Origin of the sequence: Streptomyces sp. ActVer, assembly GCF_027270795.1 — a bacterium.
Taxonomy (GTDB): Bacteria; Actinomycetota; Actinomycetes; order Streptomycetales; family Streptomycetaceae; genus Streptomyces; species Streptomyces umbrinus_A.
Genome location: NZ_JAPWHT010000261.1, coordinates 1 through 14,295, shown reverse-complemented (window position 1 = coordinate 14,295; position 14,295 = coordinate 1). Strand labels below are relative to the sequence as shown.

The 14,295-nt window shown below is 71.8% G+C and carries 12 protein-coding genes and 1 pseudogene; 5 read left to right on the top strand and 8 right to left on the bottom strand.

The features are described from left to right. Window positions 1-207: 207 nt before the first annotated feature. A complete protein-coding gene (locus O3Q52_RS33435) occupies window positions 208-900 on the top strand; it encodes a DUF4232 domain-containing protein (RefSeq protein WP_269652412.1) in 693 nt (230 codons plus the stop codon). A 102-nt stretch (window positions 901-1,002) separates the two neighbouring features. Here O3Q52_RS33435 and O3Q52_RS33430 read toward each other — a convergent pair whose 3' ends face one another. Continuing rightward, window positions 1,003-1,428, bottom strand: a complete 426-nt coding sequence (locus O3Q52_RS33430; protein WP_269652411.1) for a hypothetical protein — start codon at window positions 1,426-1,428, stop codon at window positions 1,003-1,005. A 279-nt stretch (window positions 1,429-1,707) separates the two neighbouring features. On the opposite strand from O3Q52_RS33430, the gene O3Q52_RS33425 reads away from it, so the two are divergent. The 3 genes from O3Q52_RS33425 (at window position 1,708) to O3Q52_RS33415 (ending at window position 5,928) form a co-directional block, all read left to right on the top strand. Beyond that, a complete protein-coding gene (locus O3Q52_RS33425) occupies window positions 1,708-3,081 on the top strand; it encodes a hemolysin family protein (RefSeq protein ID WP_269652410.1) in 1,374 nt (457 codons plus the stop codon). A 5-nt stretch (window positions 3,082-3,086) separates the two neighbouring features. Continuing rightward, window positions 3,087-4,109, top strand: a complete 1,023-nt coding sequence (locus O3Q52_RS33420; protein ID WP_269652413.1) for a hemolysin family protein — start codon at window positions 3,087-3,089, stop codon at window positions 4,107-4,109. Between the two features lie 190 nt (window positions 4,110-4,299). After that, window positions 4,300-5,928 (top strand): serine/threonine-protein kinase, encoded by a 1,629-nt coding sequence (locus O3Q52_RS33415; RefSeq protein WP_269652409.1) that lies wholly within the window; start codon window positions 4,300-4,302, stop codon window positions 5,926-5,928. A 15-nt stretch (window positions 5,929-5,943) separates the two neighbouring features. Here O3Q52_RS33415 and O3Q52_RS33410 read toward each other — a convergent pair whose 3' ends face one another. From O3Q52_RS33410 to O3Q52_RS33400, 3 genes are all read right to left on the bottom strand, one after another. Beyond that, window positions 5,944-6,747 carry a GAF and ANTAR domain-containing protein gene (locus O3Q52_RS33410; RefSeq protein WP_269652408.1) on the bottom strand — a complete coding sequence of 268 codons (804 nt, stop codon included), beginning with the start codon at window positions 6,745-6,747 and terminating at the stop codon, window positions 5,944-5,946. Next, window positions 6,744-7,532, bottom strand: a complete 789-nt coding sequence (locus tag O3Q52_RS33405) for an ANTAR domain-containing protein (RefSeq protein WP_269652407.1) — start codon at window positions 7,530-7,532, stop codon at window positions 6,744-6,746. The genes O3Q52_RS33410 and O3Q52_RS33405 overlap by 4 nt, the downstream gene beginning before the upstream one ends. Before the next feature lie 79 nt (window positions 7,533-7,611). Further along, window positions 7,612-7,995, bottom strand: coding sequence for an STAS domain-containing protein (locus O3Q52_RS33400; protein WP_269652406.1), 384 nt, complete (start codon window positions 7,993-7,995; stop codon window positions 7,612-7,614). Between the two features lie 826 nt (window positions 7,996-8,821). Between O3Q52_RS33400 and O3Q52_RS33395 the strand changes: the two genes are divergently transcribed. Further along, entirely contained in the window at window positions 8,822-9,232 is a 411-nt protein-coding gene (locus O3Q52_RS33395; protein WP_269652405.1) for a DUF5994 family protein, read from the top strand. Window positions 9,233-9,326: 94 nt separating this feature from the next. Here the strand turns inward: O3Q52_RS33395 and O3Q52_RS33390 are convergent, their stop codons facing one another. The 4 genes and pseudogenes from O3Q52_RS33390 to O3Q52_RS33375 form a co-directional block, all read right to left on the bottom strand. Further along, entirely contained in the window at window positions 9,327-9,911 is a 585-nt protein-coding gene (locus O3Q52_RS33390) for a hypothetical protein (protein WP_269652404.1), read from the bottom strand. An 892-nt stretch (window positions 9,912-10,803) separates the two neighbouring features. Next, window positions 10,804-11,877, bottom strand: a pseudogene (locus O3Q52_RS33385) (beta-N-acetylglucosaminidase domain-containing protein); the annotation flags it as partial. A gap of 117 nt (window positions 11,878-11,994) precedes the next feature. After that, the gene (locus tag O3Q52_RS33380) at window positions 11,995-12,606 is read right to left on the bottom strand and encodes a GNAT family N-acetyltransferase (protein WP_269652403.1); all 612 of its coding nucleotides are present in this window, start codon (window positions 12,604-12,606) and stop codon (window positions 11,995-11,997) included. Window positions 12,607-12,725: 119 nt separating this feature from the next. Then, window positions 12,726-14,162 carry a PP2C family protein-serine/threonine phosphatase gene (locus tag O3Q52_RS33375; RefSeq protein WP_269652402.1) on the bottom strand — a complete coding sequence of 479 codons (1,437 nt, stop codon included), beginning with the start codon at window positions 14,160-14,162 and terminating at the stop codon, window positions 12,726-12,728. Between the last annotated feature and the right edge of the window lie 133 nt (window positions 14,163-14,295).

The window sequence follows — 14,295 nt, the reverse complement described above, 5'->3', positions numbered from 1 at the left end:
ACGCACCCCCCCCTCACCCCCTCACCACACCCACAGCCGTCCCGCCCACCCGTTCCAGGCAGCTGGTGTTTCCGCAGGTCGGAGGCGGTGAAAGCATTCCCGCGTCCCGCACTGCCCGAGTGCCCTTGCCCGCTCCCCAACCGCCCCCGTTTCCTGGAGGCAGTTCGGAAACGATCACGCCTCACGGCCTCCACGCAAGGACACCCAATGCGCCTCTCGAACGCCCGCCGCACGACCCTGTTCGCCACGCTCGGCCTCGCGGCAGCCCTCACGCTCACGGCGTGCGGCGGCGGTGACGACGACACGGCCGGCGACACGCCGTCGGGCGCTCCGTCCTCCTCGGCCTCGTCCACCGCGAAGGAGACGGGCGGCTCGGACAGCGGCACCACCGGCTCGGGCAGCGGCTCCTCCGGCGGCTCCTCCGGCGGATCGGACGACGGCGGCACCGCCACGGGCGGCACCGGTGGAGGTACGGGATCAGGCGGCAAGGCATCGATCTGCCGCACCGACGAGCTGGAGGTCAACGCCGCCGACAACACCACCGACAAGAAGGAGGGTGTCGTCACCGTCCAGCTCAAGAACGCCGGCGGCCGCGACTGCTCCATCAACGGATACGCGGGCGTCGACCTGAAGGCCGCCGACGGCTCCACCCTCTCCGTCGAGCGCAACGGCGAGCCCGTCTACCCGGCGGTCCTCAAGAACGGCGACTCCGCCGCCTTCAACATCACGTTCCCCTACAACAACTCCGGCGGCTCCGGCGTCCGCCTGACCGACATCCTCGTCACGCCCCCGAACGAGACGAAGTACGTCCGCGTCGCCTGGCCCGCGGGCACCCTCCCGGTCACGGACGGCAGCTCGTCCGGCAAGCTCCGGATCGGCCCCGCGACCAGGGTCGGCTGAGGCCGCGTACCCCCTCGTACGTACGAGACCGGCTCGGCCCGCGGCCCGCACGGCAGCGGCCGGGCCGACCGCCGAGCCCTACTACAGGCCGACCGCTGGGCCCTACGACAGGCTCACCGCCGGGCACCCGAACGTCTCCGTCAGTACCCGGCGCTGGTGTTCCGTGAGGGTGTTGAGGAAGACCACCGCGTCCGCTCCCGACTCCTCGCGGAGTGCGGCCACTTCGCGGGTCTTTCCGGAGCTCAGCAGGGTCCGGGAGGAGTACGGGAGGGGCATTCTCCTCACCCCGCCGTTCGAGACGCCGCGGCGTTGTACGACGCGGCCCACGACCCGGGCGCCGCGTGCCGTCAGGTCGGCGGCCGCCGCGTCCATGCGTAGGGCGAAGTCCTTCTGCTTGGCGGAGAAGTACCCGACGATCACGACGTCGGCTCCCGTGAGATCCAGACCGGAAGGGCTCGCGGGCTGGTCCGCCGGCCGGGGGTTCCGGCGGGCGGGCGGTCTGAGGTCGCGCCTTCGGTGCTGGTGCACGGCCTCACCGTAGGCATCCGTGCCCCTGCGGCGACACGCGTTTTCCGGGAGCGGGCCCGATCCTCGGCAGCCCCTCGGCCACCCGCCTGCGCCGCTCCTCGCCGCTCCCGACGCGCTGCTTTGCGATTCCTTTACACTGGGTGGGACGTGTCCGGTCAGGGCGCGTCATACGACCTTTAGTGCGAGAAGGAGCGAAGGTTCCGCGATGGGTGAACCTCCCAGTACCAGCCGTGCCATTCCCGGCCCGAGACATGTGCGTGACGGGGCGGGGGTGGCACGGTGACCGAGATCCTGCTGCTCCTGCTCGCCCTGCTGCTCACGCTCGCCTGTGCCGTGTTCGTGGCGGCCGAGTTCTCGCTGACCACCGTCGAGCGCGGTGACCTGGAGCGGGCCGCCGAGGCGGGCGAGCGAGGTGCCGAAGGCGCGCTGAAGGCCGTCCGGCGGCTGACGCTCCAGCTGTCCGGCGCCCAGCTGGGCATCACCGTCACCTCGCTGGTGATCGGCATGCTCGCCGAGCCGTCGCTCGCCGTGCTGCTCAAGGGGCCCCTGGAATCGGCCGGTCTCGGCGGCGCGGCCTCGTCCGTGGCGACCGTGCTCGGTGTCGTCGTCTCCACCGTCGTCCTGATGGTGGTCGGCGAGCTGGTGCCGAAGAACTGGGCGATCTCGCGCCCGCTGGCCGTCGCCAAGGTCGTCGCGGGCCCGCAGCGCGGGTTCACGGCCGCGTTCGGCCCGTTCATCCATCACCTCAACAACACCGCGAACCGTTTCGTGCGCCGCATGGGCCTGGAGCCCGCCGAGGAGCTGGCCTCCGCCCGCGGCCCCGAGGAACTCGTCGCGCTGGCCCAGCACTCGGCCGCCCAGGGCGCCCTTGAGCCGGACTCGGCGGAGCTCTTCGTCCGCACGCTGCACCTGAGCGAGCTGACCGCGGAGAACGTGATGACCCCGCGCGTCGACGTACGGGCGCTGGAGTCGCGCGCCACGGCAGCCGACGCCGCCAACCTCACCCACGCGACCGGCCTTTCCCGTTTCCCGGTCTACCGCGACAGCCTGGACGAGGTCGTCGGCTCGGTCCACATCCGTGACGTACTGGCCCTGGAGCCGGACAAGCGGGCCGTTACCCCTGTCACCGAGCTGGCCACGGCCCCGCTGCTGGTGCCCGACAGCCTGCCCGCCGACCGCCTCCTGGAGCGGATGCGGACGGCCCGCACCATGGCCGTCGTCATCGACGAGTACGGCGGCACGGCGGGCGTGGCGACGGTCGAGGACATCGTCGAGGAGGTCGTCGGCGAGGTGCGCGACGAGCACGACCCCGTCGAGGTGCCCGACCTGCTGCCCGCCCCCGCGTCGCCGGACGGCCGCGCGGTCTGGGAGGCGGACGGCGGCGTACGGATCGACGAGCTCGCCGGGATAGGCCTGCGGGCGCCGGAGGGTCCGTACGAGACCGTCGCCGGCCTTGTCGCCACCCGGCTCGCCCGGATCCCGGCCGAGGGCGACGCGCTGGACCTCGACGGCTGGCGTCTCGACGTCCTCGACGTCGACCACCACCGCGCCGACCGCGTCCGCATCACCGAACCGGCCCGCCACTCGGCTCGCGACTCGGTCCACGGGTCTGCTCCCGACTCGGCCCGTCAGACCGTGGAGGAGTCCCGATGAGCACGATGACCACCCTCCAACTGGCCATCGGCGCCCTGACCCTGGTGACCAACGCGTTCTTCGTCGGTGCCGAGTTCGCCCTGATCTCCGTCCGCCGGAGCCAGATCGAACCGCGCGCCCAGGAGGGCAACAAGCGGGCCCGGATGACCCTGTGGGGCCTCAGGCACATCTCCGCGATGATGGCGACGGCCCAACTCGGCATCACCGTCTCGTCGTTGGTGCTGGGCGCGGTCGCCGAACCGGCCATCGCGCGTCTGCTGGAGCCGGCCTTCGAGGCGGCCAGCGTCCCGGATGCCTTCGTCCACCCGATCGCCTTCGTGATCGCGCTCACCGTGGCCACGTATCTGCACATGCTGATCGGCGAGATGATCCCGAAGAACCTCGCGCTCGCCGCGCCGGTGCCCGCCGCGCTGCTGCTCGGACCGCCCCTGGTGGCCCTCACCCGGGCGCTGAAGCCGGTCGTCTTCGGTATCAACGCCTTCGCCAACGCCCTGCTCAAGCTGTTGCGGGTCGAGGCCAAGGACGAGGTGGAGTCGGTCTTCACCGACGACCAGCTCGCCCGCATGGTCGTCGACTCCAGCCAGGCCGGGCTGCTGTCGTCCGCGGACGGCGAACGGCTGCGGGACGCCCTGGAGCTGGGCACCCGCCCGGTCGGCGAGATCCTCGTGCCGGCCCAGCGGATGCGTACGGTCGAACACACCGTCACCCCGGCACGGCTGGAGCGCGCGGCCGCCGAGGCCGGCTTCTCCCGCTTCCCGGTGACCGGCGAGGACGGCACGGTGCTCGGCTACCTCCACATCAAGGACACCCTCGGCGTCGCCGACCGGGACCGGCCCTTCCCGCGTACCGCGCTGCACCCGGTCACGCGCGTCCGTATCGACACCCCGCTCGACGACACCCTCACCGCCCTGCGCGCCAACGACAGTCACCTGGCCGCGGTCACCGGCGAGTCGGGCAAGGTCCTCGGCTTCGTCACGATGGAGGACGTGCTGTCGGAACTGGTGGGGCCGGCCCCGGCGGGGGTCTGACCCGCCGGCCCCGGCGGGGGTCTGACCGGTCCGGCAGCGGTCTGACCGGTCGCGGGGCACTGTGGCATGGCCTCCGCCACAGTGCCCCGCGAACACGGCGACTATCGTGGCGATCCGAATCGGACGTGGAGCGGTTCACAGGGAGCGGTTCACAGGAATCGAGTCGGATCGGGTCGGCGAAAGGCGCGCTGTGTCGGACGAGGGGCGGTTGATCGCCGGGCGGTACCGGTTGATCGAGCGGGTCGGCCGCGGTGGCATGGGCACGGTGTGGCGTGCCGAGGACGAGGTCCTCAGCCGCGAGATCGCGCTCAAGCGGCTCCACGCCCAGCAGCACCTCTCCGAGGACGAACTCGCCACCGTCCACGAACGCACCCGCAGGGAAGCCCGCAGCGCCGCCCGGATCACTCACCCGAACGTGGTCGTCGTCCATGACGTCCTGGATGACGAGGGGTTGCCGTGCATCGTCATGGAGTACGTGCACGGCACCACCCTCGGCGCGCTCCTCAAGGACGGCGGGGCCCTGCCGCCCGGTGAGGCCGCCCGGGTGGGCCTCGGCATGATCGCCGCGCTGCGGGCCGCCCACGCCGCCGGAGTACTGCACCGCGACGTGAAGCCGGGCAACGTGCTGCTGGGCGGGAACGGCCGTGTCGTCCTCACCGACTTCGGCATCGCCATGGCGACCGGCACCTCGACGCTGACCAAGACCGGCGAGATCATCGGGTCGATCGACTACATCGCGCCCGAGCGCATGAGGGGCCACAAACCAGGCCCCACCGCCGACCTCTGGGCGCTCGGCGCCACCCTCTTCCAGTCCGTCGAGGGCCGGCCCCCGTTCCGCAAAGCCACGGCGATGGAGACCGCGTACGCCATCGCCGTCGACCCGCTCGCCCCCATGAAGCAGGCCGGTCCGCTCGAACCCCTCATCGAGATGCTGCTCGCCAAGGACCCGGACGAGCGCCCGTCGGCGGAGGAGACGGAACGGGCGCTGCGGGTCGTGGCGTCGGAGGCGCCGGGCGCGACGGCGGGTGGGACGACGGAGATCGCGTGGGCGTCGGCCGTGCCGAGCAGGGCGACGGCGACCGTGGCGGCGACGGGACCGACGACTTCGGCCGGGGCCACGCTCACCGACTCGGGCTCGGGGCCGGTGTCGCCCGCTCCCATCGGTGGCAGTGGCAGTGGCAGTGGCAGTGGCAGCGGCGACGGCACCGGCCGCCCGGGTCGCAAGCGGCGCCGTCTCCTCTGGAGCGCGGCTGCCGTCACCCTGGCCGCCGCGGCCGTGGCGGGCGGGCTCTACGCGATGACGTCCGACAACGGCGGCCACGGCAGGAAGGGCTCAGCGACCGCGACCTCACCCACCGCGCCCGAGCCGTCCCCCGTCCCCGCGGGGTTCCGTCTGGTCAGGGAGAAGGCGCTGGGAGTCACCTTCCCGGTCCCCGACGGCTGGAAGCGCGACGGCAAGGCGAGCGCCGAACAGGTCACCTACATCGACGAGTCGCGCCTGGTCGAGCTCACCATCGGCACCGTGAACCCCGCGGGCGCGAACCCCGAGTCGCACTTCCAGAACATCGAGGCGAACACCAAGCTCAACTACTCGACGTACCGGAAGCTGCGCATGCAGCGCACCACGTTCCAGGGAAAGCCCGCCGCGGTGTGGGAGTTCACCTTTCAGGGCCAGGCCCGTGCCTTCCGTGCCATCGACTTCGGTTTCGGCGAGGAGGGCGGCACGGAGTACGACATCTACCTCTCGGCGCCCGAAGCCCAATGGGACACGCACCGCCCGGTGTTCGACACGGTCAAGGCGGGCCTCCGCGTCGGCTGACGACTCGTCGTCCCGCTACCGGGTGCGGTCCTCCGGCGCGGTCGGTGCCGGTGCCGGTCCCGCTGCGGGGGTGGGGGCAGGGGCCGGGGCGGGAATGGACGCGGTTTCGAAGCCCCCGGCGATGATCTGCGTGGCGAGGTCCGCGAGGCGCAGTTGATGGGCTCGCGCGTACGAGCGGAACGCGGCGAAGGCGTCGTCCACCGAGGTGTTCCAGCGCTCCGCCAGTACTCCCTTGACCTGTTCGATCAGGATGCGGCTGGTGAGCGCGGTCGCAAGCTGGCTGTTCTCGATGTGCGACTGTTCCAGCGTGCGCTGCTGGAGGATCGCGATGGTGGCCACGTCGGCGAGTGCCTGGGCGAGCGCGATGTCGGCGTCGCCGAGGCGGTGCGGTGCGCTCTGGAAGAGGTTGAGCGCGCCGACGACCCGGTTGCGCAGGCGCAGCGGGAGCGCGTGCGTGGTCACGTAACCCGTTTCGCGGGCCCGGTCGGCGAAGTGCGGCCAGGCCGCGGTCGTCTCGGACTGCGTCAGGTCGATGTTCGTACGGGCCGTGCCGGTGCGGTAGCACTCCACGCACGGGCCTTGGTCGTGCTGGAGCGCGAACAGCTCCAGCAGGCGGGCGTGCTCGTCCGACGCGGCGATGATCTGCAGCTCGCCGTGGGCGTCCACGAGCAGGATGCCCGCCGCCGAGACGTCCAGCAGTTCGACGCAGCGCGTGGACAGGCGCTGCAGCAGGTCGATGACGTCGAAGTCCTCGACGAGAGAGTCCGCGACCTCCACGAAGATCTCGGCCAGACGTTGTTCGCGGGCCATGCCGATCATCCCTTTCCGTCGCCGGGCGAGTACGGCCCGTTCATGTCGTCGTCCAAGCCGTCGCCGTTGCCGGAGGCGTCGTTGTTGCCGTTGATGTCGTCGTCGTTGAAGCGGAGTCTGCGGGCGACCACGTCGTCCGCGACCTCCCCGAGGGGGCGCTCGCTGCTGTAGGCGTGGGCCCGCAGGCGCAGGAGGGCCTCTTCCATCGTCACACCGAGCTGGACGCTGATCATTCCCGTGGCCTGGTGCACCGCCGCGCGATGCAGCCCGGTCGGCCGGTCCAGGAGCAGGCCGAGCGCCGGGCCGCCGTTGCCGCTCCCGTTCCTGCTCCCGCGCCCGTCCCCGTTCAGGAGTGCGCCGGTCAGGGCGGCGGCCAGGGCGGTCGCGTCCGTACTCTGCTGGACGGACATGGTCCGGTCGCCGTCGCAGAGTACGGTCAGTACACCGAGCCGGATGGCCCCGATGCCCAGCGGGAAGCAGCACACCCCTTGGACGCCCATGTCCCGCGCGGGCGGCAGCAGCGCGGGCCACCGATCAGGGCGTACGCGGTCCAGGTCCGGTTCCATGACGGGGGATCCGGTGCGCACCGCGTCCGGGCCCGGGCCCTCGCCCAGCGTGAACTGGAGTTCCTCGAAACGGGCGCTCACCTCGGGATGGCACCAGAGGGGCTCGGCCATCCTGCCGTTGCCCACGAGCAGCGACAGTGCGACACCCTCGGCGCCCAGCGCCAGCGCGCACGCCCGGGCCGGATCACCGCGCCCGCCGAGGCGCAGCGACCGGAGAACGTCGGCCATGCCGTCGCTGATCACCGGTATCCGTCCAGCCGCGGCCGGGAGCCTCGGTTCGAGGCACCGACCGGCTTGCGTCGTAACCCTACGCGGATCGGTTCTCCGTCGCGTTCCACTGTTCCGGGTCGTCGGCGGGTATGCCCCGCCAGGCGTCCCGGGCACTGGCGTACCGGGGGAAGCGATCGACGACCGCGCCGGCCCGGAACACCAGACCTATGCACGGGCGGGCGTAGACGACCCGGGTCCAGCCGCGCCGCGACCGGCAGTCGTCCCAGGCCGCGCACAGCGGGTCCAGAGCGCTGCCGTCCATGAACGTCACGGCGCTCAGGTCGACGATGAGGAAGAGGCGCCCGGTGCCTCGGCGGCCTTCCTCCAGGTCACGGGTGAAGCCCGGGGCCGTCGAAAGGTCCAGTTCGCCGCTCGCCCCGACCACACAGCACTCGTCGAACAGGCTGGGATGCGGGCCCATGTGCCCCATCTCCTCTGGCTGTGGAGCGGCCCGGTGGAGTCGCTCCGTGGAGAAGCCGCGGTGGAACGGCGCCTCCAGGGTGGCTTTCGCCTTGCGCAGAGCCTCAGTTGCGCGGAACGGGACTTCACGGAGAGGGCCGGGGACACGGGCTGCCGTACGGCGAGCGTACTGCCGGGGAGGAGGTGCCCGTAGTGCTGCTTCCGGTATCCGTCGGGTGGGCGCTCGAAGAGGCCGTACTTGGCCGGTACCCGACCGGTTCCCGACGGCTGGGTGCCGAAGCGGCAAGGTCCATGCGGAAGTTGACGCGGGCCGAGACCTCGCAAACCGTACGGTCTCGGCAGCCTCGTTCACCGACGGTCAAGGTACGGTGGGGGAACCGAGGGCATGTCGTACACCGGTGTTCGAGCCGGTCTCGTCCTCGGCGCACGACGACGCCGGGCAGATCAGAGCCCGGGGCAGGGTCCGCCCCATGGCCGGTTGAAGTCGTTCATGTCCGCCGGTCGAGCCCCGGCGTCGGGGCGGCACACGACCCTGACCGCACGCTCCGCGCCGGCGAGTCACCGAACCGCTGAGCCGTCGAACGACCGAGCCGTCGAACCACTGAGTCAGTCAGCCCGCTGAACCGCTGAGTGACCGAACCACTGAGCCACCGATACGTCGGCTCAGGGAAGCACGAAGGCACCGGGGCATCGAGGCCAAGGAGCCACCTGTCACCCGGCTCGACCGAGCCGCAGGAGAAGAGAGCCCGTTCCGTCGCGCGGTCCGCCGTGTCCGCCGCGAACGAACCACCGGCACGCCGTAGTCGTGCCCCAGACAGGAGCGCTCCATGACCACCGTCCCCGTCCTCGAACCCCTGCCCTCGCAGCCCCTCGCCCGCCTCCGCCTGGCCCCGCACAGCTCCCTGCCTCGCCGTATCGACGGGGCGTGGTGGCCCCACTCGCGCGATCTGCTGGCCGAACTTCCGCTGCTGATCGGCGCCTTGCCCCGTACGTGGGGACAGATCACCGGCGTCACCGTGAACACGGCGATGTGGGCGGCGTCGCCCGGCCGGATGCTCGTCGCCAACCACGTCGTACGGCTGAGCCGGTCCGCCGGGTCACACGGCCGGCACACCGTCTGCCTGGTCAGTCCGGGCCGGGGCCGCTGGGACCTGCTGGTCGTGCCCCCGGAGGTCGACGCGGCGGACGCGGAGCCGCTGATGGCGGCCGCGGCGGCGGGCCTGCGCCCGTCTCACTGACGGTCCGCAGCGAACCGTCGTGGTCTGCAGCGAACCGTCGCGGGCCGTGGCGAACTGCCTTGGTCCACCGCGGACCGTCGTGGACAGGCGCGGATCACCGCAGTGGCCTGCGGATCCATACCTCGCGGACGGCCGACGGGGAGTGGGGCGCGAGGACGCCCAGCTTCGACCAGCCCCAGGCGCGCACGGTCTCCTGGGCGGCGTTCGCCGGACCACTGCCGCCGTCACCACCGTCTCCACCGTCGGGTCGCTCCAGGTCCACGGCCGCGACGACCAGATCGGCTTCGAGCCGGGCCAGCAGCCGTTCGCCCAGGAGGGTCGCGACGCCGTGCCTGCGGTGGGCCGGCAGCACCATCAGCTCGGCGAGCAGGAAGGTACGGCCCGAGGCGGTGAGTTCCTCGATGTCCGTGGGCAGTTCCCCACGGAAGTCGGACCACCACTCGCCGGTCCGCTCGACCCGGAACCCGTACGCGCAGCCGACCAGCCCGCCCGCGTCGGCGACCATCATGTCGAAGCCGAGGCGCTGCACATGCTGTTCGAACCGGTCCAGGAAGCCCTGGCGGTCGCGGTATTCGGCCCCCGCGGCACCACGGTACGCCGTGACGTACACGTCCGCGACGGCTGCCCGCTGCTGCTCGGCCTGCCACCGGGACAGTCTGCGCAAGTACACCTCGGTCATACGGGTCCTCCCCCGGCCGCGCGGGATGGTCATCCCCCGACTCGGCATCATCACAGCAGGAGCCGCCGGGGTAAACGGGGCGTCGGGATCAACCGCGTGCCGCCCGGCCCGCAGGTGGCGGCGCCCGTACGGGCATACGGGACGTACGGACACGGGGCTATCCAGAACAGGCGGCCGGGCCTAGGCTCGGACCCGAGTGATGAGTGAGGCTCCTCGGGAGCCGCCACAGCATCGAGGCCGTGTTCACCGGCTTCTCGCGCGCCCCTTGTCCCCGGGCGCATCCGCCCCCTGTCCCCGGGTGTCCGGACGAGGCGGTCTCCACCGCCGAGACAACTTCCGTATCCCCGCCGCCCCTTCGCGGCAGGGCCCTCGACCACGTGTCCCTTGCGGACCCCGCCACGGCGCACTCCCGCGTGCCGCGGCGACCCATGAGGGATCCCCTGCCCTGCAACCCGCCGACCGGGGGGTGGCGCGCCAGGGCGGTGTGGTCGCCGCCGGTACACCACTGGCGGCGACCACCACACCACGGAGGACGGTCGTACACGGTCGTACGAGGACTAGCCGACCGGCACCGGGGTCACCACCGCGGCCAGCGGATACGCGCCCGTCCCGAGGGCGGTGCCGACCGTGCCGCCGGCCGTCGTGACCGGCACGAGTTCACCGGCGTCGGCGGTCGTGACGTACGCCGTGCTCCCGTTCCAGTCGAGCGCCACGTCGAACGCGGACCTGCCGACGGTGACCGGGGTGCCGGGGGCACCGGTGACCGTGTCGACGGGGGTGACCCGGTCGCCCGTGCTCGCGCTGACCCACAGCGTGCGCCCGTCCGGGGAGAGGGCGAGCCCGTACGCCTGCTGTCCGTTGACCAGGAGCGTCGGGCGGGTGTCGTTGGTGGCTGTGTCGATGTCTTGTAGGGGGAGTCGGCGAGGTCGGAGTACTCGGTCGGCACCATCTCCAACGGCGCGAGGTCGGAATGCGCGTCGACGAAGTCGTCGACGACCGAGTTGAGCAGAGAGGCCTGGGCGGTCCCCGCCGCACCACCCCCACTGCCGTACGCATCCCCGTCCTCGGCGCAGTTCCAGGAGGTGTAGCTGATGTCGTCCAGCGGCACGGCGAACGACCGCACCCCGATGGCGTACAACGACTCGAACTTCGCGACGAGTGCCTTCGCGTCGGCGGCCGAGGAGTAGCAGACGGACAGCCCGGGCGAGAGGGCGTAGGTGAAGCGGACATGGTTCGCGGCGGCGCGGTCGACGAGCTCCTTGAGCGTCGCGAGCCGTTCGACGGGGTACTCGTCCCGCCACTTCGCCCGCAGATACGGGTCGTCCTTGGGGGAGTAGACGTACACGTTCTGCTTGGTACGCCCGTAGAAGTCCAGCTGCGACAGCCGGTCCTGCTGCGACCAGGGCGCCCCGTAGAACCCCTCGACCACACCGCGGAGTGCGGCGGCGGGCCAGTCGCGGACGGTGACGTCGGGCACGGCCTTCCCTCGTCCGACCAGCTGACGGAAGGTCTGCGCGGCGTAGTACGTACCGGTGACGTCCACCCCGGACAGCGCGACCCGCCCCCGCCCGGCCGCAACCGCGTACCCACCGGCCGGCAGCCCACCGGGCGACTCGGCCCCGAGCCGCTCCAACACCCGCGCGGTGGCGGGGTTCTCACCCGGCCCACCGACGTAGACGGTGAGGTCGGCGTCCGGCAAGGGCCGACCCGCGACGACGGTCCGAACGACCTGAGCCCCGGCGCCCCGCAGCACTTTCTCGACGAGCTTGCGCGCGGCGGGATCGGTCCGACGCCCGACGACTTCGACGACTCGCTCGGGCACACGCTGGGAGCCGTGGCCGGGGCGCAACTCTTGGGGGGCTGGGTGGACTTGGGGGAGGTGGGCGCCGACAGCGCCGGCTTCGCGGGCATGCTCGACCGCCCCGGCCGGGGTGGCTGGGGCGAGGCCCAGCGCGCCGAGGGCCAGGGCGGCGAGGAGCGGGACCGCGCCGGCCCTGGATCCAAGCTTCGACGACCGCTTCCGGCTCCGACTCCCGCTCCGGTTCACTATTTTATCCATCGGTGAAAATGGTGGTGGATGGATTCACCGGGGGCAAGACCGCGTGGCTGACGTGCCGAAGGGCGGCCAGGGCGACCAGGGCGGCCAGGGCGGCTGGTGCACTCGGTCGAACTCGTCGGCGAGTATGCCCAGGAGGACGAGATCGTGGTGCCGGCCGGCGAGGAACACGTGATCGCGGAGGCGCCCCTCCTCGACGAAGCCGAGCCGGTGATGGAGCGCCAACGACCCCTGGTTGTAGGCGAAGACGCGGGCTTCGCACTTGTGATACCGCCGCTCGGCGAACATGTACCGCAGCAACATCACCACGGCTTCCGCCGCGTACCCCTTGCGCCGATGATCCGCCCCGACCGTGACGCCGTACTCGAAGCGACCTGCCTGCGGATCGGCATGGTTGGAGGAGACGGCGCCGACCATCTCCCCGGTGTCGAGAGCCTCGATCGCCAGCCGAAAACAGTCACCGTCGGTCTCGGCGGCGGCCTGCTCCTTGGCCCAGGCGCGATACCCCTCGGCGGAACGGGGCGGACCCACCGCATCCCCCAACCGCTCCTCATCCACAGCGAACCCCATGAACCCGGTCCAGTCGTCGGGCTCGATCCCGCGCAGCCGTATCCGCGTGCCTGTCCAGAACGATGTCATCCACCATTGGATCAAGAGAGGACACCGGGAGTCCAGGTCGCACGGGAGATCATCACGCGGCCGTGGCGCACCTGGAAGCGGTCGTGATGCGCGGCATCAGTTGATGCGGCCGCAGCAGGTCAGAGTCGGATGACCACCAGTGCCGTGTCGTCGTCCGGGCCCCGGCGGGGGGCCGGGACCAGGTCCGTCAGGATTGCGTCTGCCAGGGGTTCGGGGGGCAGGGTGTGGTGGCGTTCGAGGCTGTGGGCCAGGCGGTGCAGGCCGTGGTCGATGTCCTCGCCGCGGCGTTCGATGAGGCCGTCGGTGTAGAGGACGAGGGTGGCACCGGGGGTGTAGGACACCGTCGCCTGGGTGCGGGGGATGGTGTCGTCGGAGGCGGCCAGGGGCGGGTCGGTGGCCGTGTCCAGTAGTTCGACCGTTCCGTCGGGGTGGGCCAGGAGTGGGGGCGGGTGGCCTGCGCAGCTGTACGGGACCGTGTGGGCGGCCCGGTCGATCACGGCCTGGACGGCTGTCGTGGCCAGCGCGCCCTCGACGGTGTGCGCGTGCTGCGCGAGGGTCGTGAGCGCGTCGGCGGGCCGGCCGGTCGCGCGGATCGCCGCGCTCAGGGCGCTGCGCAGCTGGCCCATGACGCCGGCCGCCTCCAGGCCGTGCCCGACGACGTCGCCGACCGCCGCGGCCAGCAGGTCCCCGTCGAGGTCGATCAGGTCGTACCAGTCGCCGCAGACGTTGAGGAAGCTGGCCGCGGGCTGGTAGCGGACGGCGGCGAAGTCGTGCCGCGGCAGCGTGGTGCCGGGCAGCATGGCGCGCTGCAGCGTGACGGCGACCTCGTGCGTGCGGGCGTGGGCCTTGCGCAGCTCCTCGTTGAGTTCCTGCAGCTCCTGGGAGCGGGTCAGGAGGTCGGCGGTCATCGCGTCCTCTTGACTGAGCGTGGTGGGGGAGGCGTGCTGGGTGCCCGGCGTCCGGGTGGCGGCCTCGCGGGCGCGGACCAGGGCCGTGACCTCCTCGACCCGGTGGGCGATGAGCGTCACCCGCCCCTCGGCGTCGAGGACCGGGATGTTGACCGTGCTCCAGTAACGCTCCTCGAACACGCCCGGTCGGTCGGTCACCTCGACGTCGTACTTCTGCAGGGCCATGGTGTCCCGCTCGCCGGTGGCGAGCAGCCGTTCGAGCGACCTACGCAGGGTCCGGGCGCCGGTGGCGTCGTCGGAGGGGCTGTCGGGAAACACGTCGAACAGGAACCGGCCGACCAGCTCGTCGAGGCCACGGCCTGAGATCTGCACATAGGCCCGGTTCGCACCGAGGATCGTCAGGTCGGGCGCGAGCAGCATGACCGGGCTGGGCAGGGCCTGGAAGACCTTCGCGAAGTCGATGTCGATGTCGATGTCGATGTTGACGTCGACATCGGGAGAGGGGGGAGGGGAGCGGGTGCGGGAGCTGGGGTGGGTGATGTTCGGATCGGGATCCGCAATCGGCTCGGCGTCGGCGTCCGCCTCGACGTCGGGGTCCGTCCTGATGCCCGGGCTCTCTCTCCCACCAGGCGCATCACTGTCGCTCATGCCACCATGTCTACTCCCTCCCCCGGCCCCGTGCGACCCGGTCCCGGAACAGGCCCCCTGCGCAGGGACCCGAGGCGCGCAGGCGTGCGATTCGGCCAGTGTTTGCCGCATCGGCCCGGCGCCCGCCCGCACC

Excerpts from the sequence above, each read along its gene's own strand:
- O3Q52_RS33435 (WP_269652412.1), top strand. The coding sequence starts at position 208 with ATGCGCCTCTCGAACGCCCGCCGCACGACCCTGTTCGCCACGCTCGGC.
- O3Q52_RS33420 (WP_269652413.1), top strand. The coding sequence starts at position 3,087 with ATGACCACCCTCCAACTGGCCATCGGCGCCCTGACCCTGGTGACCAAC.
- O3Q52_RS33410 (WP_269652408.1), bottom strand. The coding sequence starts at position 6,747 with ATGATCGGCATGGCCCGCGAACAACGTCTGGCCGAGATCTTCGTGGAG.
- O3Q52_RS33405 (WP_269652407.1), bottom strand. The coding sequence starts at position 7,532 with ATGGCCGACGTTCTCCGGTCGCTGCGCCTCGGCGGGCGCGGTGATCCG.
- O3Q52_RS33400 (WP_269652406.1), bottom strand. The coding sequence starts at position 7,995 with ATGGGCCCGCATCCCAGCCTGTTCGACGAGTGCTGTGTGGTCGGGGCG.
- O3Q52_RS33395 (WP_269652405.1), top strand. The coding sequence starts at position 8,822 with ATGACCACCGTCCCCGTCCTCGAACCCCTGCCCTCGCAGCCCCTCGCC.
- O3Q52_RS33390 (WP_269652404.1), bottom strand. The coding sequence starts at position 9,911 with ATGACCGAGGTGTACTTGCGCAGACTGTCCCGGTGGCAGGCCGAGCAG.
- O3Q52_RS33380 (WP_269652403.1), bottom strand. The coding sequence starts at position 12,606 with ATGACATCGTTCTGGACAGGCACGCGGATACGGCTGCGCGGGATCGAG.
- O3Q52_RS33375 (WP_269652402.1), bottom strand. The coding sequence starts at position 14,162 with ATGAGCGACAGTGATGCGCCTGGTGGGAGAGAGAGCCCGGGCATCAGG.